At 69.0% G+C, this 19,834-nt stretch carries 19 protein-coding genes; 13 read left to right on the forward strand and 6 right to left on the reverse strand.

Annotated elements, in window-relative coordinates:
* Window positions 1–171: 171 nt before the first annotated feature.
* From ACT6Y9_RS02330 to ACT6Y9_RS02345, 4 genes are all read left to right on the forward strand, one after another.
* Window positions 172–537 carry an XRE family transcriptional regulator gene (locus ACT6Y9_RS02330; protein ID WP_295479175.1) on the forward strand — a complete coding sequence of 122 codons (366 nt, stop codon included), beginning with the start codon at window positions 172–174 and terminating at the stop codon, window positions 535–537.
* Window positions 538–656: 119 nt separating this feature from the next.
* Window positions 657–1,220: an alkyl hydroperoxide reductase subunit C gene (gene ahpC / locus ACT6Y9_RS02335; protein ID WP_295479172.1), complete on the forward strand. Its 564-nt coding sequence runs from the start codon at window positions 657–659 to the stop codon at window positions 1,218–1,220.
* A gap of 144 nt (window positions 1,221–1,364) precedes the next feature.
* Entirely contained in the window at window positions 1,365–2,921 is a 1,557-nt protein-coding gene (gene ahpF / locus ACT6Y9_RS02340; protein ID WP_295479169.1) for an alkyl hydroperoxide reductase subunit F, read from the forward strand.
* Window positions 2,922–3,087: 166 nt separating this feature from the next.
* Entirely contained in the window at window positions 3,088–5,220 is a 2,133-nt protein-coding gene (locus ACT6Y9_RS02345; protein WP_443743382.1) for an AsmA family protein, read from the forward strand.
* Window positions 5,221–5,235: 15 nt separating this feature from the next.
* Here ACT6Y9_RS02345 and coaD read toward each other — a convergent pair whose 3' ends face one another.
* Window positions 5,236–5,721, reverse strand: coding sequence for a pantetheine-phosphate adenylyltransferase (coaD, locus tag ACT6Y9_RS02350; RefSeq protein ID WP_295479163.1), 486 nt, complete (start codon window positions 5,719–5,721; stop codon window positions 5,236–5,238).
* On the reverse strand, window positions 5,718–6,440 hold the full coding sequence (locus ACT6Y9_RS02355; protein WP_443743383.1) for an RsmD family RNA methyltransferase: 723 nt from the start codon (window positions 6,438–6,440) through the stop codon (window positions 5,718–5,720). The genes coaD and ACT6Y9_RS02355 overlap by 4 nt, the downstream gene beginning before the upstream one ends.
* Before the next feature lie 15 nt (window positions 6,441–6,455).
* On the opposite strand from ACT6Y9_RS02355, the gene ftsY reads away from it, so the two are divergent.
* The 6 genes from ftsY (at window position 6,456) to trmL (ending at window position 12,167) form a co-directional block, all read left to right on the forward strand.
* Window positions 6,456–7,391, forward strand: coding sequence for a signal recognition particle-docking protein FtsY (gene ftsY, locus ACT6Y9_RS02360; protein WP_295479157.1), 936 nt, complete (start codon window positions 6,456–6,458; stop codon window positions 7,389–7,391).
* Between the two features lie 59 nt (window positions 7,392–7,450).
* A complete protein-coding gene (locus tag ACT6Y9_RS02365) occupies window positions 7,451–8,914 on the forward strand; it encodes a Ppx/GppA phosphatase family protein (protein ID WP_443743384.1) in 1,464 nt (487 codons plus the stop codon).
* Between the two features lie 15 nt (window positions 8,915–8,929).
* Window positions 8,930–9,613: a cell division ATP-binding protein FtsE gene (locus ACT6Y9_RS02370; protein ID WP_295479151.1), complete on the forward strand. Its 684-nt coding sequence runs from the start codon at window positions 8,930–8,932 to the stop codon at window positions 9,611–9,613.
* Window positions 9,610–10,512, forward strand: a complete 903-nt coding sequence (locus ACT6Y9_RS02375) for a cell division protein FtsX (RefSeq protein WP_443743385.1) — start codon at window positions 9,610–9,612, stop codon at window positions 10,510–10,512. Before ACT6Y9_RS02370 ends, ACT6Y9_RS02375 begins: the two co-directional genes overlap by 4 nt.
* 86 nt (window positions 10,513–10,598) lie before the next feature.
* Window positions 10,599–11,651: an RNA polymerase sigma factor RpoH gene (gene rpoH, locus ACT6Y9_RS02380; RefSeq protein ID WP_443743386.1), complete on the forward strand. Its 1,053-nt coding sequence runs from the start codon at window positions 10,599–10,601 to the stop codon at window positions 11,649–11,651.
* Between the two features lie 45 nt (window positions 11,652–11,696).
* A complete protein-coding gene (gene trmL / locus ACT6Y9_RS02385) occupies window positions 11,697–12,167 on the forward strand; it encodes a tRNA (uridine(34)/cytosine(34)/5-carboxymethylaminomethyluridine(34)-2'-O)-methyltransferase TrmL (RefSeq protein WP_295479142.1) in 471 nt (156 codons plus the stop codon).
* 72 nt (window positions 12,168–12,239) lie between these two features.
* Here the strand turns inward: trmL and ACT6Y9_RS02390 are convergent, their stop codons facing one another.
* The 3 genes from ACT6Y9_RS02390 to ACT6Y9_RS02400 form a co-directional block, all read right to left on the reverse strand.
* Window positions 12,240–12,899 (reverse strand): response regulator, encoded by a 660-nt coding sequence (locus tag ACT6Y9_RS02390; RefSeq protein ID WP_295479139.1) that lies wholly within the window; start codon window positions 12,897–12,899, stop codon window positions 12,240–12,242.
* Window positions 12,900–13,152: 253 nt separating this feature from the next.
* Window positions 13,153–13,686, reverse strand: coding sequence for a protein-export chaperone SecB (secB, locus tag ACT6Y9_RS02395; protein WP_295479137.1), 534 nt, complete (start codon window positions 13,684–13,686; stop codon window positions 13,153–13,155).
* 119 nt (window positions 13,687–13,805) lie between these two features.
* Window positions 13,806–14,210: a rhodanese-like domain-containing protein gene (locus ACT6Y9_RS02400; protein WP_295479135.1), complete on the reverse strand. Its 405-nt coding sequence runs from the start codon at window positions 14,208–14,210 to the stop codon at window positions 13,806–13,808.
* Window positions 14,211–14,326: 116 nt separating this feature from the next.
* Between ACT6Y9_RS02400 and ACT6Y9_RS02405 the strand changes: the two genes are divergently transcribed.
* From ACT6Y9_RS02405 to ACT6Y9_RS02415, 3 genes are all read left to right on the forward strand, one after another.
* Window positions 14,327–15,556 carry a murein hydrolase activator EnvC family protein gene (locus ACT6Y9_RS02405; protein WP_295479133.1) on the forward strand — a complete coding sequence of 410 codons (1,230 nt, stop codon included), beginning with the start codon at window positions 14,327–14,329 and terminating at the stop codon, window positions 15,554–15,556.
* A 52-nt stretch (window positions 15,557–15,608) separates the two neighbouring features.
* On the forward strand, window positions 15,609–17,093 hold the full coding sequence (locus ACT6Y9_RS02410; RefSeq protein ID WP_295479131.1) for a S41 family peptidase: 1,485 nt from the start codon (window positions 15,609–15,611) through the stop codon (window positions 17,091–17,093).
* 81 nt (window positions 17,094–17,174) lie between these two features.
* The gene (locus ACT6Y9_RS02415; RefSeq protein ID WP_295479129.1) at window positions 17,175–17,945 is read left to right on the forward strand and encodes a HesA/MoeB/ThiF family protein; all 771 of its coding nucleotides are present in this window, start codon (window positions 17,175–17,177) and stop codon (window positions 17,943–17,945) included.
* A 7-nt stretch (window positions 17,946–17,952) separates the two neighbouring features.
* Here ACT6Y9_RS02415 and sppA read toward each other — a convergent pair whose 3' ends face one another.
* Window positions 17,953–19,749: a signal peptide peptidase SppA gene (gene sppA, locus ACT6Y9_RS02420; protein WP_443743387.1), complete on the reverse strand. Its 1,797-nt coding sequence runs from the start codon at window positions 19,747–19,749 to the stop codon at window positions 17,953–17,955.
* Window positions 19,750–19,834: the final 85 nt, after the last annotated feature.

The following is a 19,834-nucleotide window of genomic DNA, read 5'->3' on the forward strand; positions in this document are numbered from 1 at the left end:
CCCGCCCGCCAAACGGCTCCTCCTGATCGAGGAGCCGTTTGCACATGGGCACAGTCGGGAGCCGCGCCGGAGCTTTCGGCCGCAGCAAAGCGCGGCTTATACTCGGGCAGACCTCGGGGGTCCCGCCCGGACATCCCGCTCCCACCATCCACGAGGAGTCTCATTTCCAACATGGCCACGACCTCCACGAAGAAGCGTCAGGAGATCGGCGTCCGGCTCAAGTCCGAACGCGAGCGCCTCGGTTATGCGCCGTTGCAGATCGCACAGCTGCTCGGCGTCCCGCTCGACGTCTACGAGCGCTTTGAATCTGGCGCCGCCGATCCCGGCGTCTGGCGCATGCCGCGGCTCGCGGCCTGCGGCTTCGACGTCCTCTACATCCTCACGGCCGAACGGCACATCGTCGTCGCCGAAGAGAACGAGCTGCTCTCGCGCTTCCGCGAGCTCTCCCAGCGCGGACGCGCCTCGATCTTCACGACGCTCGACGCCCTCGAACGCCTCGCCCCCAACATTCGCCGCCAGCTCGGGAAGCTGCGCTGAAGCGGGAAACATCCGCTTGCAATAGATTGAGATTTTCATGATTGACATCTCAATAAATGATTGCTACAGTGAGCGCAACGAATCCACCTGAGACCAACCTCTTTTTATAGGGAAATCAAATGTCTCTGCTTACCACCGAAATTCTTCCGTTCGAGACCGAGGCCTATCACAACGGTGCCTTTAAGAAGGTCACGGACGCTGATCTGAAGGGCCACTGGTCCGTCGTCTTCTTCTATCCGGCCGACTTCACGTTCGTCTGCCCGACCGAGCTCGAAGACCTCGCCGAGCACTACGAAGCCTTCAAGAAGCTCGGCGTCGAGATCTACTCCGTCTCGACCGACACGCACTTCACGCACAAGGCCTGGCACGAATCCTCCGAAGCCGTCGGCAAGGTCAAGTTCCCGATGCTCGGCGACAAGGCCGGCGTCCTCGCGCGCAACTTCGACGTCCTCATCGAGAAGGACGGCCTCGCCGAGCGCGGCACGTTCGTGATCAACCCCGCCGGCAAGATCGTCGTCATGGAGCACCATGACGGCGGCATCGGCCGCGACGCCTCCGAGCTGCTGCGCAAGGTTGAAGCCGCGCAGTACGTCGAGGCGAACCCGGGCCAGGTCTGCCCGGCCAAGTGGCGTCCCGGCAAGGAGACGCTCACCCCGTCCTTCGACCTCGTCGGCAAGATCTAATCCCGCCGGATTAATCCGACCGGAAGTCCGCCCGGGCCGGCCGCAGGCTCCCCTCAGCGGGAGCTCCGCAGCCCGGTGCGGCGAAGAAAGCCGCGGCAGCGCCGCGGCTTTTTTCATGTACTCAGCATCTGCAGAAGAAAAAACATGCTTGACGCCTCCGCTCTTTCGCAGGTCAAGGGCTACCTCGACCGCCTCATCAATCCGATCACGCTCACCGTCGCTCCGGACGACTCTCCCGAGTCCGCCCAGATCGCCTCGCTCATGAAGGACGTCGCCTCGGTTTCGGGCAAGATCACGCTCGCCACCGAGGACGTGAGCGTCCAGGTGCGCCGCCCGAGCTTCACCGTGAGCCGCACGGGCGAAAAGGCCGGCGTGCGCTTCGCCGCCCTGCCGATGGGGCACGAGTTCTCCTCCTTCATCCTCGCCATGCTTCAGGCGAGCGGCTATCCGAGCAAGGAGGATCCGGACCTTCTCGAGCGCGTGTGCGGCCTCCAGGGTCGGTACGACTTCGAGGTCTACATGTCCCTCTCGTGCCACAACTGCCCGGACGTTGTGCAGGCGCTCAACCTGATGGCGATCCTCAACCCGAACGTGACCACGACCGTGATCGACGGCGCGCTCTTCCAGGACGAGGTGAAGGCGCGCCACGTGATGGCCGTGCCGACGGTGTACCTGAACGGCAAGCCCTTCATCTCGGGCCGCCATGAATTGGGCGAGATCGTCGCGAAGCTCGACGAGGGGTTCGTGAAGGCCCAGGCCGAGAAGCTCTCGCAGAAGGCGCCCTTCGACGTTCTCGTGATCGGCGCGGGTCCGGCGGGCGCCACCGCCGCGATCTACAGCGCCCGCAAGGGTCTGCGCACGGGCGTGGTCTGCGAGCGTCCGGGCGGGCAGGTGAATGAAACCTCCTCGATCGAGAACTTCACCTCGGTGCTCGTCACCGACGGCGTCGCCCTCGGCGGCCGCTTCATGGAACACGTCGCGCACTACGGCGTGGACGTGATGGCGCTCGAGCGCGTCGCGAAGCTCGAGAAGAAAGGCGCCCTCTGGACGGCCGAACTCGCGAGCGGCGGCAGGCTTGAGGCCAAGGCCGTCATCGTCTGCTCGGGCGCGCGCTGGCGTCAGCTCGGCGTCCCGGGCGAAAAGGAATACCAGGGCCACGGCGTCGCCTACTGCCCGCACTGCGACGGTCCGCTCTTCAAGGGCAAGGACGTGGTCGTCGTGGGCGGTGGCAACTCGGGCGTCGAGGCCGCGATCGACCTCGCCGCGCTCTGCCGCTCCGTGACGCTGCTGCAGCGCGGCGACAAGCTCACCGCCGACGAAGTGCTCGTCAAGCGCCTCGAATCCACCTCGAACGCGAAGATCGTCTACAACCTCGACGTCGAGAAGCTCGAGGGCGACGGCACGATGCTCACGGGCGTCACTTACCGCGAGCGCGCCACGGGCGAATTGAAGACCGTCCCGGCCGCGGGCTGCTTCGTGCAGATCGGCCTCGTGCCGAACACGGACTTCCTCCAGGGCGTCGTCGAGCTCAACAAGTGGGGCGAGATCGTCGTGAACGACCGCGGCGCCGCTTCCGCCGAAGGCGTCTTCGCGGGCGGCGACTGCACGACGTCGCACTACAAGCAGGTCGTGATCGCCCTGGGTGGCGGCGCGACGGCCGCGCTCGGCGCCTTCGACTGGCTCATCCGTCAGAAGGCCTGACGCTTCCCGGAGCGGACCTCATGCGGGGTCCGCCCGCCTCCAGGGAGGCGGGGCCGCGCGCCCGGACCTCCCGCACTCCCCGCGGCCCCGTTCATCGGGGCCGCGGCGCACCGCGGCTGTGGCAGACTCTCCTGCGAAACCATTTCCGTCCCTTCCAGAGAGTCCCATGCGCCATCTCCGAACGGTCACCGCCCTTCTGCTCTTCCTCGCCCTCATCGTGCTCGCCGCCGTCGCGGCGCTCTCCTTCTGGGTGACGCCGGAGCGCGTCGCCCAACGCGTGGCGAACGCGCTCGAGACGCACCTCGGCCTTCGCATCGAATACTCCGCCGCCCTCACGCTCAAGCGCCTCCCGGAGCTTGAGGTGACGCTGCCCGGCTCGAGCCTCGTGCGCGCCGCAGACGGCGAGCGGCTCGGGAGCTTCTCGGCGGCGATGATCCGCCTCAAGCCCTGGGCGATCTTCGCCGGATCCCCGCGCGTGGACCACATCCTCGTGGACGGCCTCGACCTGACGCTCGCGCCCGGCACGCCCGCGTCGGCCGAGCAGGCGCGCCGGCTCTCGGGCACCTACTGGGACGTCGCGCTCATGGAGCTCAGAAACAGCGCCGTGACGCTCTCGGGCGAGGTGTTCGGCTCCGCCCCCGTGCGCATCTCCGCACTCGAAGCGCGCCTTGAAAACATGAGCGAGGCGGGCGGCGTCGTGCGCGCCGCCGGGAACCTCGACGGCGCAGCGCTCTCGGGCGCCGCCACGCTCTCGGGCGCCTTCCGCTTCACCCCGGACGCCGCGACGGCGGAGCTCCTGCCGCGGCTCGTCCTCGACTCCCCCGCCTTCACGATCGACGGCCTCTGGCGCAGCCGGAGCGTGCACGCCGAACTCAATGCCGCCTCCCTCGCTCCCGACCAGGCGGGCTGGCGCCTCACCGCACCCGCCCTCAAGGTGGTCTTCGCCGACGGCGCCTCCTGGCGCGTGAGCGCCCCGGAAGCGGCGCTCACGGCCGGATCGCTCTCGACTGAACGCGCCTCGGCCTCCCTCACCCTGACTTCCGCCGAAGGCACCCTTTCGGCCGAAGGTTCGGCAAAGCTCGACTGGCGCGCCTCGCCCGCCGCGCTCACGCTCACCGCGATCGACCTCACGAGCGCCTGGACGCCCCAGGGCGCGCAGGCCGCCGCCGCGGCGAGCCGCCTCACGGGCTCCCTCTCGACGGCCGCCGGAGGCGCGGCCCGGGCGGATCTTCAGGGCACGCTCTTCGGCACCTCCGTGCGGATCTCCGCCGCCTCGGAAACGTCGCCTGACGCCCCCCGGGCGCAGCTCAAGGGCGAGGTGCGCCTCGGCGTGGTGGATCCGGCGATCGCCGCCGCACTCCCCTGGCGCCCGGAATGGCTTGGCTTCGCGGACTTCGAGGGCGCGCTCTCCGTGGACGGTTTCGGCCCGGCCGCAGGCTTCTCGACACTCTCGGCCGAGGCGAAGCTCGCCGACGGCGCCCTCTCGCTCGCCCACGGCACGGGCGAATGGCTGGGCGGCCGGCTCGACTTCGCGGGCTTCGTCGCCCGCGACGGCCTCTGGAAGGCGAACCTCAAGGTGCGCGGCGCCCGCGCTGAGGCCTGGGCGACGGCTCTCGGGCGCCCGGCCGCGCTCTCGGGACGCGTGGACGGCGCGCTCGACCTCGGCGGCGCGCTTTCGCCCGAACCGGGCAGGCCGCGCATCAGCGAGGCCTCCGGCGACTTCACGGTCGCCGACGGCGCCTTCGCGGGCTTCAACATCCCGCTCGCGCACAAGATCATGGTCGAGGAGACCCCCGACGCGACGCCGCCCGAAGTGCGTCAGCCGCAGTCCACTTCGGCCTTCGACGAACTCTCCTTCAGGACGGCGCTCGAATCCGACGCCCCGGCGCTCCGGATCACCGACGGCCGCGTGAAGGCCGAGGCCTGGACGGCGGACTTCACGGGCGTGTTCACGCGCGGGCGGCTCACGCTCGCGCCGGTGATCCACCTTCCGGCCGCGGAGAAGGTTCCGGCCTTCGACCTCGCCGCCGCGCTCGAGACGGACGGATCGGCCGTGCCGGTCTGGAGGGCCGACTGGGCGGGCGCCGCGCGCGTCGTCGCCGAGGCGCGCTCGGACGAGCCCTTCTCGCTCGACGCCTTCGGGCGGCGCATCGAGCGGGCGATCAAGGACTTCTGGCAGGGGCTTGAGCTCCCGCAGATGGAGCTCCCGAAGTTCGAGCTTCCCGACTGGAAGCTCCCGAAGATGCCCTGGCAGAAGGACGAGACGGCGTCTGCGGCGCCGCAGCACCCGACCGTCTGACGCCCCGCGGCCCCGTCAGGGCCGCCGGCAGGCGGCCCGCAGAATCGGCCAGACGCGCGGATCGACGAAGCGCGCGGCGTCTTCGCCCCCGAGCCGCGCGATCTCGCGCACAAAGGTGCCGCTCACGAACTGGAACTGGTCCGAAGGGGTGAGGAAGACCGTCTCCACGTCGGGCATGAGCTGACGGTTCATGCCCGCCATCTGGAATTCGTACTCGAAGTCGCTCACGGCGCGCGCGCCGCGCACGATCACCTCGATGCCGCGCTCGGCGACGAAGTCCTTGAGGAGCCCTCTGACGGGCTCGACGGTGACGTTCGGATAGTCCGCGCAGACGAGCCGCGCGCAGGTGAGGCGCTCCTCGAGCGTGAGGAGCGGCGACTTCCCTATGCTCAGCGCCACGCCGAGGTAGACGTGCGAAAAGATCCTCGACGCGCGGCGCACGAGGTCCTGGTGCCCGCTCGTGAGGGGGTCGAAGGTTCCGGGGTAGACGGCGACGGTCATGCGTCCTTCTCCTTGCTGCGGGCGGCGCCCGGCTTCGTCTTCTTCATCTTCATCTTCTTGTCGGCCTTGGCGAGGGGCGCGAGGGCGCCGTCGGCCCGTGCGAGAAGTTCGCACGAAACCTGGCCCGCCGACGTCGCGCGCAGTCGCACGAGGCCGAGGCGCTCGAGGAGCGCGTCGGCGGTGAGTTCGCCCGAGCGCTCAACGTAGAGGATCCCGTCGGGCGCGAGGCGCTCGAGCGCGCGCGCCACCGCATCGTCCTGCAGACCGAGCGCAAAGGGCGGGTCGATGAAGATCACGTCCCAGAGGAGCGGACTGCGTGCGAGGAAGGCGAACGCGTCTTCGACGTGGAGCGCCGCCGCTTCGAGAGCGCCCAAGCGCTCGAGGGCGGCGCGGATCCCCGCGGCCTGCGCGCGGTCGCGCTCCACGAGGTCGAGGGCGGCGAAGCCCCGAGAGAGGGCCTCCAGACCGAGCGCGCCCGAGCCCGCGAAGAGGTCGAGGGCGCGCCGCCCCGCATAGCTCCCCAGCAGATGGCCGAGCCAGTCGAAGACCGTCTCACGCACGCGCTCGGGCGTGGGACGCAGCCCCTCGCGGTCCGTCACGACGAGCGGCGTGCGCCGCCAACGGCCGCCGACGATGCGGACTTCTCCCGCTCTGCGTCCCGACGAGGTTGTTAAACTTACGGCACTTGAGCGTCCGCGCTCCTTTTTCGGACTTTTCATTGATTTCGTGTCGGTATGGGTTTTGGTTCTTCTGAAGGATGGCTTTCCCGCTTGAAAAGCGGCCTTTCGCGCACCCGCGTCAACATCATCGGCCTCTTCTCGGGCGGCGTCGTTGACGAGGACTTCCTCGAGGAACTCGAATACGCGCTGATTTCGGCCGACGTCGGCGTCGAAACGTCCTCGCGTATCTTAGAGCGGCTTCGCGACGACATTAAGCTCAAGGGCCTCAAGACCCAGGACGAAGTGCGCCGCGCGCTGCGCGACGAGCTCGTGAAGATTCTCGAGCCCGCTGAGGGGACCCTCGACCTCTCGCGCGCCAAGCCGACCGTGATCATGATGTGCGGCGTCAACGGCGCCGGCAAGACCACCTCCATCGGCAAGCTCGCCAAACGCTTCTCCGACGACGGACGAAGCGTTCTGCTCGCCGCGGGCGACACGTTCCGCGCCGCCGCGCGCGAACAACTCGCCGTCTGGGGCGAACGCAACCGTGTCGAGGTGATCTCGCAGACGGGCGGCGATCCGGCCGCCGTGGTCTACGACGCCGTTGCGGCGGGCCGCGCCCGCGGCATGGACGTCGTGATCGCCGACACCGCCGGGCGTCTGCCCACGCAGACCAACCTGATGGAGGAGCTCGGACGCATCCGCCGTTCGCAGGAAAAGGCGATGGCGGGCGCCCCACACGAGGTGATCCTCGTGGTGGACGGCACGAACGGTCAGAACGCGATCGCGCAGGTGAACGCCTTCGACTTGTTCGCACACCTCACGGGCCTCATCATTACGAAGCTCGACGGCACCGCCAAGGGCGGCGTCCTCGCGGCGATCAGCGCCATGCGCGGCGACCGGCCCCTGCCGATCTACTACATCGGTGTGGGCGAAAAGCTCGAGGACCTGCAGCCCTTCAAGGCGCGCGATTTCGCCAACGCACTCGTGGGACTTGAACAAGATCAGTGATGTGCGGGGCGGCCGAGCCGCCCGCGCACGGACGCCTCATCTCAGAGGGGACACACATCATGCTACTTGGCGCCGTTGACCTCGGCAGCAACAGCTTCCGCGTGGAGATCGGCCGCGTGGAGGGAGACCGCATCCTCACGCAGAGCTACTGGAAGGAGACCGTCCGTCTCGCCGGCGGCTTCGACAAGGCGGGCGCGCTCACGCCGGAAATCCAGGCTCGGGCGCTCGCCGCGCTCGCGCGCTTCCACGAGCGCCTCGCGGGGCTGCCTCCCGAGCGCGTGCGCGCCGTCGGCACCCAGGCGATGCGCATCGCGACGAACGCCGCGGAGTTTCTGCGCAAGGCCGAAGAGACGCTCGGCTACCGCATCGACATTCTGTCGGGCCATGAAGAGGCGCGCCTCGTCTTCAAGGGCTGCGCGCAGACGCTGCCGCGCAGCGAGAAGCGCCGCCTCGTCGTGGACATCGGCGGCGCGAGCACCGAAGTGATCATCGGCCGCGGACTCGATGCGGAGCGCTACGAGAGCTTCCGCATCGGCTGCGTCAACACCTCGATCCGCTTCTTCAGCGACGGGCGCATCACGCAGAAGTCGCTCGAGCGCGCGACCACGGCCTGCGCGGCCGAACTCGAGGAGAGCATCTCCGCCTTCGGCCGCGGGAACTTCGACGAGGCCTACGGGTCCGCGGGCACCTTCGGCGCGGTGAGCGACATCTGCCGCACGCTCGGCTGGAGCGACGGCGAAGTGCGCCCCGAGCACCTCGACAAGCTCCGCAAAATGCTCCTCGAGGCGCACGACATCGGAAGCATCCGCTTCGCGGGCCTCAAGGAGGACCGCCGCGAAGTGATCGCGGGCGGCATCGCCGTCCTTTCGGCCGTCTTCCGCGTGCTCGGCGTCGAGAGCATGCGCCCCGCCTCGGGCGCGCTGCGCATGGGACTTCTCTACGACCTCCTCGGGCGCGTCTCCAACCGCGACACGCGCGACGTCACGATCGAAACGCTCATGGAGACCTCGCGCCTCGACCGCGAGCAGGCCGCGCGCGTCGCCGACCTCACCGAGACGATCTACCGCCGCCTCAAGCCCAAAGCCGACCCCGAAAAGCTGCGCTATCTGCGCTGGGCCGCGCTCGTGCACGAAACGGGCATGATCATCTCCTCGTCGCGCTACCACCGTCACGGCCACTACATCGTGATGAACGCCGACATGCCGGGCTTCAGCCGCCGCGAACAGGACACCATGGCCGCGCTCGTGCTCTCGCAGCGCGGCACGCTCAAGAAGATGGAGCCCTACTTCGGCGAACTGATCTCCAAAGAGGCCGCCGTCGCGCTGCGCCTCGCGGTGATCTTCGCCCACGCGCGCACCGACGTGGAGCTCCCGCTCATGGACTTCACCCGCACCGACGAGGGTCTGCGCATCCGCATCGAGGAGGGCTGGCTCAACGCGCATCCGCTCACCGCGTATCTGCTGCGCGAGGAGTCCGAGGCCTGGGACAAGATCGACGACCATCTGACCGTTGAAAAGTTCTGACCCCGGAGTCCGTCCATGGCCGAAGCGCCGCTTCTTGAACTGCGCCGCGCGAGCGTCGTCTTTGACGGCGCCGCCGCCGCGGACCGCGTCTCCCTCGCCGTCGGGCGGGGCGAGTTCGTGGTGCTGCGGGGCGCCACGGGGAGCGGCAAGAGCACGGTGCTCAAGCTTCTCGCCGGGCTCGTGCAGCCCACCGCCGGCGAAGTGCTCGTCGCGGGCGACCGCGTGGACGAGTTCAACGAAATGGAGCGCCGGTGGCTGCGCCGCTCCATGGGCCTCATGATGCAGGAGGGGCGCCTCCTCGAGGACCGCACGATCCACGAGAACGTGATGCTCCCGGCGCTCGCCGCCGAGGAGAGCTACGCCGAGGCGCGCCGGCGGGGACTCCTTGCGCTCGAAAAGTGCGGCATCGCCGAACTCGCGCCCGCCCTGCCCTCGCGCCTCTCCGCGGGCCAGCGCCAGCTCGCGCTCCTCGCGCGCGCCGTGGTGAACCGCCCCGTCGTGATCCTCGCCGACGAACCCGTCGCGCACCTCGACGAGACGAACGCCGCCGCGCTCCTTGCGCTTCTCGCGGCCTTTGCGCGCGCGGGCGTCACGATCGTCGCGGCCTCGCACGAGGCACTGCCCGTCGCGGGCGCCCCCGTGCGGGAGATCCTCCTTTCGCCCCCGGGCGCCGCGGATGTGAACGAGAACGTGCAATGAGCTTCATCACCTCCCGCCGCTGGGCGCTCGAAGAAACCTTCCGCGGACTGCGCCGCGACGGCGCGCGCTCGCTCTTCGCGCTCCTTCTCGCCGCACTCGCGCTCTTCATCCCGCTCTTCATCGCCGTCGTCCTCTACGGGCTCTCCGAGCCGCTCAGAAGCCTGCCGACCTCGGTCGAACTCACGGTCTTCACGAAGGAGAAGGCCGACGTGCGCACGCTCGCCGACGAAGTGGGCCGCATGCCCTGGGTGAGCTCGACCGAAGTGATCGGCCGCGACGCCGCCCTGAAGGACCTCAACGCCCGCCTCGGGCTCCCCGCATCAACCACCGCGGGCAACCCGCTTCCGGACATCCTCGTGGTCACGCTCTCGTCCGACGCCTCGGCCGCGGACATCGCCGCGGCCGCGAAGCGCATCGAAGCGCTCCCGCAGGTGGACTTCGTCCCCTACGAAGCCTCCTGGCACGAAAAGCTCCGGGCGGTCTCGCGCGCCGTCTGGACGGGGCTCGGGCTCCTCGGCGCGGTGACGGCGCTCCTCGTCGTGCTCGTCCTCGACACGGCGGTCCGCATGACCACGCTCGCGGCGCGCCCGGAAATGCGCACGCTCTACATCCTCGGCGCGACGCCCTCCTTCGCCGTGCGCCCCTACGCCTGGCGCGGCTTCATCCTGATGGCCTCGGCCGCGGCGCTCTCGCTCGCCCTCGTCCGGGGCGGCATCTTCGTGCTGCAGCCCGCGCTCACCGCGGCCGCCGCCCTCTATGAGGGCGAGCTCGTCCTCGCGCTGCCGCCCGCCCTCTGGTGCGCCGGGTTCGTAGCCGCAGCGGCCTTCTGCGGCAGCCTCGTCGCGGCCTTCGCCGCCCTTTCGGCCTGGGGAAGCATCCGGCGCGAGCGCGGACGCTGACGGGCGGTTGCACTTCGTCACTGCGGCCTTGCGCCGGGAAGTGCTATCTTCGGTGCGCACCGCATTCACCTCCGCCGCCCGCACCCATGACCAAAACGCCCGCCCTTGAACCGACCGACACCGACGACTCCGACGCCGAAGCGCTCGACGGCGGACCGCTCGAGCTCGAGGACGACGAGACGGACGAAGACGAGGACGAGGACGACGCGCCCCGCAGCACGTACCTCCCAACGGCGCCCGCTCAGCGCGGGCTCGTGCCCTACAAGCCCGCGGGACTCCCCGTTCCCGCCTCGGGGCTCGGCGACCTGCAGTCGTTCCTGCGCGCCGCGGAGGCCGCGCCGATGCTCTCGCCCGAAGAGGAGCGCAGCCTTGCCATTGAGCTGCGCGACAAGAACGACGTCGCCGCGGCGCAGAAGCTCGTCCTCTCGCACCTGCGGCTCGTGATCTCCATCGCCCGGCGCTTCCTCGGGTACGGTCTGCCCTACGCGGACCTCATTCAGGAAGGTAACATCGGCCTCATGAAGGCCATCCGCCGCTACGACCCGGACCGGGGCGTGCGGCTCATGACCTTCGCGCAGCACTGGATCCGCTCGGAGATCCAGGAGTACATCATCCGCAACTGGCGCATCGTGAAGCTCGCAACCACGAAGAACCAGCGCAAGCTCTTCTTCAACCTCCGCCAGCTCAAGGAGGACAGCCAGGCAGCGCTCACCAACCAGGAGGCCCAGCGCATCGCGCTCACGCTCGACGTCAAGCCCAAGGAGGTGCTCGACATGGAGGAGCGCATGTACGGGCAGGAGACGTCGCTCGACGCCCCCTCGGACCAGGACGACGACAACTTCTCCCCCTCGGACTGGCTCTCGCGCAAGAGCGACGAGCCCGAGGCGATGCTCGAGGAGGAGGACCGCCAACGGCTCGAGGGCGAAGGACTATCCCGGGCGCTCGCCGCGCTCGACCCGCGCAGCCGCCGCGTGATCGAGGCGCGCTACCTCCACACGGACGCCGAAGGCAACGCCAAGCCCGTCACGCTCTCGGCGCTCGCCGCCGAGTTCGGCGTGTCGGCCGAACGCGTGCGCCAGATCGAAAAGCTCGCCCTCAAGAAGCTGCGCGGCGAACTCGCCGGCCAGGATCCGTTCTGAGCCCCGCCGCCATCCCTCACCCTTCACCCCGACCCGCCCGCCGACATGTTCAACGTCGTCCTCGTCCACCCTGAAATTCCCCCCAACACCGGCAACGTGATCCGCCTCTGCGCCAACACGGGCGCGGCCCTGCACCTCGTGCGTCCCCTGGGCTTTTCGCTCGAGGACAAGCACATGAAGCGCGCGGGTCTCGACTACTGGGAGTACGCGACGCTCAAGATCCACGACTCCTTCGAGGCGTTCCTCGAGAGCGAGCGACCCGATCCGGCGCGCATGTTCGCGATGACGACCAAGGGCTCCGCGGTCTTCTCGACCCTCGCCTTCCGCCCGGGCGACTGGTTCGTGTTCGGCTCCGAAGGCTCGGGACTGCCCGAGGAGATCCGCGCGCGGTTTCCCGCCGGACAGCGCATCCGGCTGCCGATGCGGCCCGATAACCGCTCGCTCAACCTCTCCAACGCCGTCGCCGTGACGGTGTTCGAGGCCTGGCGGCAGCAGGGCTACGCGGGCGGCGTCTGAGGTCGCCCCTGGAAAAACGGAAACGGCGCCCCCGCTGCTGGGACGCCGTTTTCCGTGAGGCGCGCCGAAAGCTCAGAGATCCTTGTCGATCTTGTGCTCGATCGCGTAGATCGCGGCCTGCACGCGCGAGGAAAGGTTGAGCTTCCTCAGGATGCTCTGCACGTGCACCTTCACGGTGGACTCGGCGAGGTTGAGCGCGCGGGCGATCTCCTTGTTCGAGACGCCGCGGGCGAGCCAGGCGAGCGTCTGGCGCTCGCGCCGCGTGAGCACCGCCGGGTCCTGTCCCTGGGCGGGACGCGTGCGCCCGGCCTCCGGATCGGCGAGGCGGTTGACGAACTTCGTCATCATCTGCGGCGAAATCACGCTGTCGCCGTTGTAGGCCGCGCGGATGGAGCGCAGCAGGAAGTCCTGGTCGATCTTCTTGAGGAGATAGCCGCGGGCGCCGAGCTTGAGGCACTCGCCGAGGGTTTCGCAGTCCTCGCTCACGGTGAGCATCAGCACGGCGAGGTCGGGGTGCGTCTCGCGGATCTGCTCGAGCGCCTCGCGGCCGTTCATGCTCGGCATGTCCACGTCGAGGAGCACCACGTCGGCGTCGACCTGCTCGACGAGCTTGACGCCCTCAAGGCCGTCGCTCGCCTCGCCGACCACTTCAAAGTCGGACTGGCGCTGCAGCAGCGCCTTGACGCCGCTGCGGAAAAGAGTGTGGTCGTCGATGAGCAGGATGCGGATCATGTTGTTTTGTTCCTTTGTTGCCGGCTCCGGGCGCTGACGCGCGCCGAGGTGCGGATCTTCCTCGTATCTAGTCATTCTACAAAGGGCGGCGCATCAACCTCATCCTACGAAAGTCGAGGTTTGCCCTTCGAAGGAGGGAGCGGCGCATGAAAAAGGCCGGCGGCGCACCCCGCGCGCTCTGCGCGGGGTCGGCGTCCTGCCGGCCCTTTCACCGCGCCCCTTTTCGCAGCGGGGCGCGCGTCCCGGAAGCGGATCAGTTCGCCGCCTGCGGGTTCTGCTGGGCTTCAGCCTGGGCCTGGGCGAGACGCTGCTGGTAGAGCACTTCGAAGTTCACCTCGGGCAGATGCACCGGCGGCACGTTGGCGCGAGTCATCAGGTCGGCGAGGTTCGCACGAAGGTACGGGTAGACCATCGACGGGCAGAGCACGTTCGTGACGTGCTGCAGCGGTTCGGCGGGAATGCCGTGGATCGCAAAGATGCCGGACTGGCGGCCTTCGACGAGGATGATCACCTTGTCCGACGGGGTCTTCACGGTGATCGTGCCGCGAACGGTGACGTCGTAGAGGTCCGTCTGGATGAGGCGCTGGCTCACTTCAAACTGGATGTCCACCTGCGGGGCGGCCTCCTGAGCCTCCATCAGGATCTCCGGCGCGTGGGGCATTTCGAGGGACGCGTCCTTCAGGTAGCAGCGCTGCAGTTGGAAGACCGGCTGATCGTCCTGGGCGGGCTGCTGGTCCTGGGGCTGCTGAGCCGCTTCGGCTCCCTGCACGTTTTCGTTTTCGGCCATTTCTGTTCCTTTTTCAGGCTGATTGAGCGCGTCCGCTGCGGCGGGACGCGCCGGATTGAATTCGATGGGCGGACCCCGTTCTCCGGAGCCGCATGTTCCTACATATGGGGGCGGTGCGCTCAGTATTCAAGCGGCAGTTTGTCGCGGGTCCAGCCGACGAGGCCGTTCTCGAGGACGTAGACGTTGCCGTAGCCGATGCCGCGCAGGAGCTTCGAGGCGGCCGCGGCCATGTTGCCCGAGTTGTCAACGAGCAGGATCGTGCGCTCCTTGGGGAGCTCCGCGAGGCGGCCCTGGATGGTCGTGGCGGGGATGTTCACCGAGCGGGCGATGCGCACCTTTTTGAAGTCCGATTCGCCGCGGACGTCCACCACCATGGCGTTCTGCTTGTTGATGAGCTGCACGGCCTGCTCGGGCGAGACCATCGGCCCGTAGCGGCGGCGGTTGAGAAGCGGCAGTGCGAGCGAGCCGCCCGCGATGAGCGCGATCAGGATGAGAAGTGCGTTCTGAACGAGAAACTGAGACATTTCAAAGAAAAAAGTCGGAGGCGGCGAAATTGCCGCAAAGCTAAAATTATAAAAGGGGGCGGCCCGCAGGACCGCCCCTCTTTTCCCTCATGCTCCGCCCGGGAAGCGTCCGCCTCGTGTCCAGACTCTCCACCCTTCTTCTTCCGCTCGTTCTCCTCGCGCTCTCTGCGGGAGGCGCCGGAGCCGCTCCGGGCGCCACGGCGCAGCAGAAGGCGCGCGCCGAGACGCAGAAGGCGAGCGTGGAGAAGCGCATCTCGGACATGCAGAAGGCCCTTTCGGCGCGCGAGGCGGAGAACGAAGCCGCTAACGACGCGCTCAAAAAGGCCGACCAGGCGATTTCGGACGCCAACCGGCGGCTGCGTTCGCTCAAAAGCGAACGCGAGAAGATCGAGAGCCGCCTCGCGGAGCTCAGAAGCGACGGCCGCACGGTCGGCCGCGACCTTTCCGGCGCCGAGGCGCTACTCGGACAGATCGTGCGCGCACAGTACCTCCACGCGCAGCGCCACACCTGGCAGTCCCTGATCGAGGGAGGCAACCCCAACGAGCTCTCGCGCACCGCCGCGGCGCTGCGCTACCTCTCGCTCGCGCAGATCCGCACCGCCGCCGCCCTCGAGGAGGAGAAGTCCCGCATCGACACCGTCTCGCAGGAAACCCGGGCGCGGCGCGCCGAACTCTCGCGCATCGCCCGCGAGGAGGAGGACAACCGCCGGCAGCTCATGAAGGAGAAGAGCGACCGGCAGGAGGCCGTCAGCCGCCTCTCCAAGGACATCGCCACGCAGCAGGCCGCAATCGAGAAGCTCCGGAAGGACCAGGCGCGGCTCGAGAACCTCGTCGCCGAGATCGACCGGCGGCTCGAATCCGAACGGGCCGCCGCCGAGGCCGCCCGCCGCCGCGAGGCCGAACGTCAGGCCGCCGCGCAGACGAAGAAGCCCGTGGCGCCCCTGCCCGCCGGAAACTTCGCGCAGATGAAGGGGCGCCTCGTGCAGCCCGTCGCGGGCCGCATCACCGCTTCCTACGGCAGCCGCCGCACGGGCTCGGCCCTCTGGCAGGGCATCCTCATCTCGGCCCCTGAAGGCGCCGAGGTCTCGGCGTGCGCCGCGGGCCGCGTGGTCTTCTCGGACTGGCTGCGCGGCTACGGCAACCTCCTCATCATCGACCACGGCGGCACCTACATGTCCGTCTACGCGAACAACGAGTCCGTGCTCAAGAACGTGGGCGACCGCGTGAAGGCGGGCGAGACGGTCGCCACCGTCGGCACCTCGGGCGCGAGCGACGCGCCCGGACTCTACTTTGAAATCCGTTACAAGGGCAAGCCCGTCAACCCTCAGCCGTGGCTCGCCAAATAGACGAAAATAGCCCGCTCCGCGGCGGGCCCTCTGCCAAACGTTTTTTTTTGAAATGAAACTCCGTCTTCTCTCCCTCTTCGTCGCCGGCGCCTGCGCCGGCGTGCTCGCAAGCGTGGGCTTCCAGGCCTATGCCGAAAAGAACTCCGCCGACGAGCTCCCGCTGCAGGAGATCCGGCAGTTCACGAGCGTCTTCAACGCCGTCAAGGACTACTACGTGGACGACGTGAGCGACAAGGAGCTCCTTGAGTTCGCCGTCGAGGGCATGGTGAGCGGACTCGACCCGCACTCGTCCTTCCTCGACCCCGAGGGGTTCGAGGACATGAACGAGGCAACCCACGGCGCCTTCGGCGGCCTCGGCATCGAGGTGACCAAGGACGCCTCGGGCGTGCGCGTGATCTCGCCGATCGACGACACGCCGGCGGCGCGCGCGGGCATCCGCGCGGGCGACATCATCACGAAGATCGACGGCGAGGCGACGGCCGAGCTCACGCTCGAGGAGGCCGTCAAGCGCATGAGGGGCGAACCGAAGACGAAGATCCGCCTCGAAGTCGCCCGCAAGGGCGAGATGAAACCGCTGCAGTTCTCGCTCGAGCGCGCCATGATCAAGACGCAGTCCGTGCGCATGAAGGAGCTCTCCGACGGCGTGGGCTACATCCGCATCTCGCAGTTCCAGGAGCGCACGGCCGAAGATCTCGCCCACTCGCTCAACAAGCTCGAGAAGAGCGGGCACCTCAAGGGGCTCGTGCTCGACCTGCGCAACGACCCGGGCGGACTGCTGCAGGCCGCGATCGGCGTGTGCGCGGCGTTCCTGCCCGCCAACGCCGACATCGTCTCGACGAAGGGCCGCACGCCGCAGTCCGACTACGTCTTCAAGGCGGTCGAATCCGACTACCGCTCGGGCGACGCCGTGAAGGCGCTCGCCGAGCTCACGCCCAAGGCGAAGACCGTCCCGATCGTCGTGCTCATCAACTCCTCCTCGGCCTCCGCCTCGGAAATCGTCGCCGGCGCCCTGCAGGACCACAAGCGCGCGGTGCTCCTCGGCGACCGCTCCTTCGGCAAGGGCTCCGTGCAGACCATCCTGCCGATGAGCTTCGGAGGGAAAACCGTCGGCGTGAAGCTCACCACGGCGCGTTACTACACCCCGTCGGGGCGCTCCATCCAGGCCCGCGGCATCGAGCCCGACCTCTACGTGGACGACACGCCGAAGGGCAACTATCCGACCTTCCAGGTGCGCGAGGCGGACCTTGCGCACCACCTCGCCAACCAGCAGAAGGCGGGCGGCAAAACCGACGAGCTGCCCTACGACGACAACGACGAGACGAAGTCGCCCGACTGGAACTACATCTTCGGCGACGACCGCGACTGGCAGCTCACGCAGGCGCTCAACAGCCTCGCCGGCCGCGATGTCGTCCGCTCGAAGTACCGCGGACAGCCCCTGTCGGTGGTGAAGAAGCTGCGCGCCGAGGAGCGCGCGAAGGCCGAAGCCGAAAAGGCGAAGGACGGCGCCGAAAAGAAGACTCCCGCCGCGCAGCAGTAGCTGCCCCCCTGCCAACGGCTCCGGCTTGTCCGCCCTCAGGGCGGTTCGGAGCCGCTTTCCATTTTGAGGAGGCATCCCCCGATGCTCAACGACGACGAACGCTTTGAAGCCATCCGCGAACGTGTTTCACGCCAGATGAAGATCGCCGAACTCGGCGAAGCGGGCGAGCGGCGCATCGCCGCAGCCCACTTTCTCGTAATCGGCGCGGGCGGACTCGGCTCGCCCGCACTCATCTACCTCGCCGCCGCAGGCGCCTGCCGCATCACGGTGGTCGATCCCGACGAGGTGTCGGAGAACAACCTCTCGCGCCAGATCCTCCACGACGTGGCTTCGATCGGCCGCAACAAGGCCGAGAACGCCGCCCGCGAGCTCGTCCGCTGGAACCCGCAGGTCGAGGTCGCCGCCGTCGCGCGCCGCATGAACACGGTCGAGGACCTCGCGCCCCTCGTCGCCGAGGCGGACGTCGTGCTCGACTGCTCGGACAACCTCGCGACGCGTCAGCTCGTCAACCGCGCCTGCCTCGCCGCACGCCGCCCGCTCGTCTTCGCCGCCGCCGTGAAATTCTCCGGCCAGGTGACGGTCTTCGACTTCCGCAACCCCGACTCGCCCTGCTACCGGTGCCTCTTCGAGGAGGACGACGCCGCGAACGACGAGAAGGCCTCGACGCTCGGCGTCTTCTCGGGCCTCACGGGCACCGTGGGTCTGCTGCAGGCGACCGAGGCGCTCAAACTCGCCGCCGGCATCGGCCGGCCGCTCGTCGGGCGCCTCCTGATGATCGACCTCCTCAACATGGAGATGCGCGAGATGAAGTGCCGCCGACGGGCGTCGTGCCCGTGCTGCGGCGGCCGCTGAGCACGCCTCAGATCCCCTCGGGGAGCGCCGTCCAGGCGAGGGGCCGCCCCGCGGCGCCGAGCTCCGCAAGGACGTCCGCTCCCTTCTTCGCGCCGGCGCCGAGAAGCGCCGCTTCAGGCGCGACGGCCGCGAAGACGCGCGCCGAAAGGCCCGCGAGGAGCGCCGAAGCGCCCGACGGCTCGGCGTCGAAGTACCGCACCGGCGCGTCGTCGCCGAGTCCGGCGAGCTGACGGGCGACCTTCACCGCGTCGGTGAGGTCCCCGAGACGGTCAACCAGGCCGATTTTCTGCGCCTGCGCGCCCGTCCAGACGCGCCCCTGCGCCACCGCCTCGATCTCCTCGGGCGTCCGGCCGCGGCTCTTCGCCGCAAGCGCCTTGAAGCGCTCGTACGTGCGCGCCACCCCGGCGGAGAGCACCGCGCGTTCGGCCTCATTGGGCCGGTGAAGGGGCGAGCCGAAGTCGGCGAGCGGCCCCGTGCGGTAGCCGCCCGCGCCGACGTCGAGCTTCTCGAGCGCGCCCGCCGCATCCGGAAGCACGCTGAAGACGCCGATCGAACCCGTGAGCGTGAGCGGATCGGCGACGATCCGGTCCGCGCCGAGGCTGATCCAGTACCCCCCGGAAGCGGCCATGTCGCCCATGCTCACCACCACCGGAATGCCCCGGGCCCGGACGGCCTCGAGCTTCTCGCGGATCGACTCCGAGGCGATCGCGTCGCCCCCCGGACTCGAGAGGCGCAGCACGAGCGCGCGCACGCCGAGGGCGCCCGCGGCGCGCTCGATGCGCTCGTTGAGCTCGTCGGGGCTGATCCCCGCGCCGCGGCCCGAGGCGACGGCGCCCTGCGCGAGCACGACGGCGACGCCCGGCGCGCCGCGCTCGGCCGTCGCCCGAGCGGCGAGATAGTCGAGGTGCCCGATGCGCTTCAGGCGCTTGACGTCGCCCCCTTCGGCAAAGCGCCGCGCGAGCTTCTTCTCAAACCCGTCGCTCGTGAGGAGGTCGGTGACGAAGCCCGCCTTCTTCGCGTACTCAGCGGGGTCCGCCCCCGCTTGGAGCGCCGGCGTCAACCCCTCGAGGTACTTGTCGAGCGCACCGGGCATCTGTCCGCGCGCCTTCGCGAGGTCGTCGGAAAAGCCCCGCCAGGCGTCGTCGATCCAGCTCTTCTGCGCCTCGAGGTTGTCCTCCGACGGTGCGCGCCGCGTGAAGACCTCCGGCGCGCTCTTGTAGGCGCCCGCCTTGAAGACGTTCACGCCGACGCCGAGCCGCTCGAGCAGACCGCCCCAGTAGAGCGCCGATCCCGAAAGCCCCTTGAAGAGGACCGAACCCATCGGATGGAGCGAGATTTCGTCGGCGTGGGCCGCCGCGGCGTACTGCGCCTGCGTGAAGCTCCCGCCCCAGGCGTAGATCGGCCGGCCCGTCGTCGTGCGGAAGTGGTCCACCGCGCGTCCGATCGTGCGCGCCGAGGCGAGTCCGAGCGTCTCGAGCTCCTCGGTGCGGATCTCCACGCCCGCAACGTCCGGATCGGTCTCGGCGCGCTCGAGCGCGGCGACGACGTCCGAGAGGCGCGTGGCGGGCCTGCCGTCGCGCAGCAGCCCCCGTACGTCCGTCGGGAGCGCACGCATCGGGTCGCTCTCCACGACAGCGCCCCTCAGGTCGATCACGAGCACGGCGCCCGGCTCGACCGCCGGGCTTGCAGGCTCAGCCCAGTACCAGAGCGCCGCAAGGGCGACGAGAAGGCCGTAGAAGAGAACGTTCAGGCAGAGCCGACGCAGAAAGTCGAGCGCCCTGCCGAGCCACCGCAGGAAGGTCATTTTTCAAATCCTTTGTTGCGCCCGAAACGGCGCGCGAGTTCGCCTACGTCGCGGACGACGACGTCCACGGCCGGATGCGCGGCCG

The sequence above is a fragment of the Sutterella sp. genome (genome assembly GCF_052272535.1).
GTDB lineage: Bacteria > Pseudomonadota > Gammaproteobacteria > Burkholderiales > Burkholderiaceae_F > Sutterella.

Bases quoted from the DNA above. Each gene is read 5' to 3' on its own strand.
- ahpC (WP_295479172.1), top strand. From the start codon at position 657: ATGTCTCTGCTTACCACCGAAATTCTTCCGTTCGAGACCGAGGCCTAT.
- ACT6Y9_RS02400 (WP_295479135.1), bottom strand. From the start codon at position 14,210: ATGTCTCAGTTTCTCGTTCAGAACGCACTTCTCATCCTGATCGCGCTC.
- ftsY (WP_295479157.1), top strand. From the start codon at position 6,456: ATGGGTTTTGGTTCTTCTGAAGGATGGCTTTCCCGCTTGAAAAGCGGC.
- ACT6Y9_RS02355 (WP_443743383.1), bottom strand. From the start codon at position 6,440: ATGAAAAGTCCGAAAAAGGAGCGCGGACGCTCAAGTGCCGTAAGTTTA.
- ACT6Y9_RS02410 (WP_295479131.1), top strand. From the start codon at position 15,609: ATGAAACTCCGTCTTCTCTCCCTCTTCGTCGCCGGCGCCTGCGCCGGC.
- ACT6Y9_RS02365 (WP_443743384.1), top strand. From the start codon at position 7,451: ATGCTACTTGGCGCCGTTGACCTCGGCAGCAACAGCTTCCGCGTGGAG.
- ACT6Y9_RS02370 (WP_295479151.1), top strand. From the start codon at position 8,930: ATGGCCGAAGCGCCGCTTCTTGAACTGCGCCGCGCGAGCGTCGTCTTT.
- ACT6Y9_RS02415 (WP_295479129.1), top strand. From the start codon at position 17,175: ATGCTCAACGACGACGAACGCTTTGAAGCCATCCGCGAACGTGTTTCA.
- sppA (WP_443743387.1), bottom strand. From the start codon at position 19,749: ATGACCTTCCTGCGGTGGCTCGGCAGGGCGCTCGACTTTCTGCGTCGG.
- ACT6Y9_RS02330 (WP_295479175.1), top strand. From the start codon at position 172: ATGGCCACGACCTCCACGAAGAAGCGTCAGGAGATCGGCGTCCGGCTC.
- secB (WP_295479137.1), bottom strand. From the start codon at position 13,686: ATGGCCGAAAACGAAAACGTGCAGGGAGCCGAAGCGGCTCAGCAGCCC.
- ACT6Y9_RS02345 (WP_443743382.1), top strand. From the start codon at position 3,088: ATGCGCCATCTCCGAACGGTCACCGCCCTTCTGCTCTTCCTCGCCCTC.
- trmL (WP_295479142.1), top strand. From the start codon at position 11,697: ATGTTCAACGTCGTCCTCGTCCACCCTGAAATTCCCCCCAACACCGGC.
- ahpF (WP_295479169.1), top strand. From the start codon at position 1,365: ATGCTTGACGCCTCCGCTCTTTCGCAGGTCAAGGGCTACCTCGACCGC.
- coaD (WP_295479163.1), bottom strand. From the start codon at position 5,721: ATGACCGTCGCCGTCTACCCCGGAACCTTCGACCCCCTCACGAGCGGG.
- rpoH (WP_443743386.1), top strand. From the start codon at position 10,599: ATGACCAAAACGCCCGCCCTTGAACCGACCGACACCGACGACTCCGAC.
- ACT6Y9_RS02390 (WP_295479139.1), bottom strand. From the start codon at position 12,899: ATGATCCGCATCCTGCTCATCGACGACCACACTCTTTTCCGCAGCGGC.
- ACT6Y9_RS02375 (WP_443743385.1), top strand. From the start codon at position 9,610: ATGAGCTTCATCACCTCCCGCCGCTGGGCGCTCGAAGAAACCTTCCGC.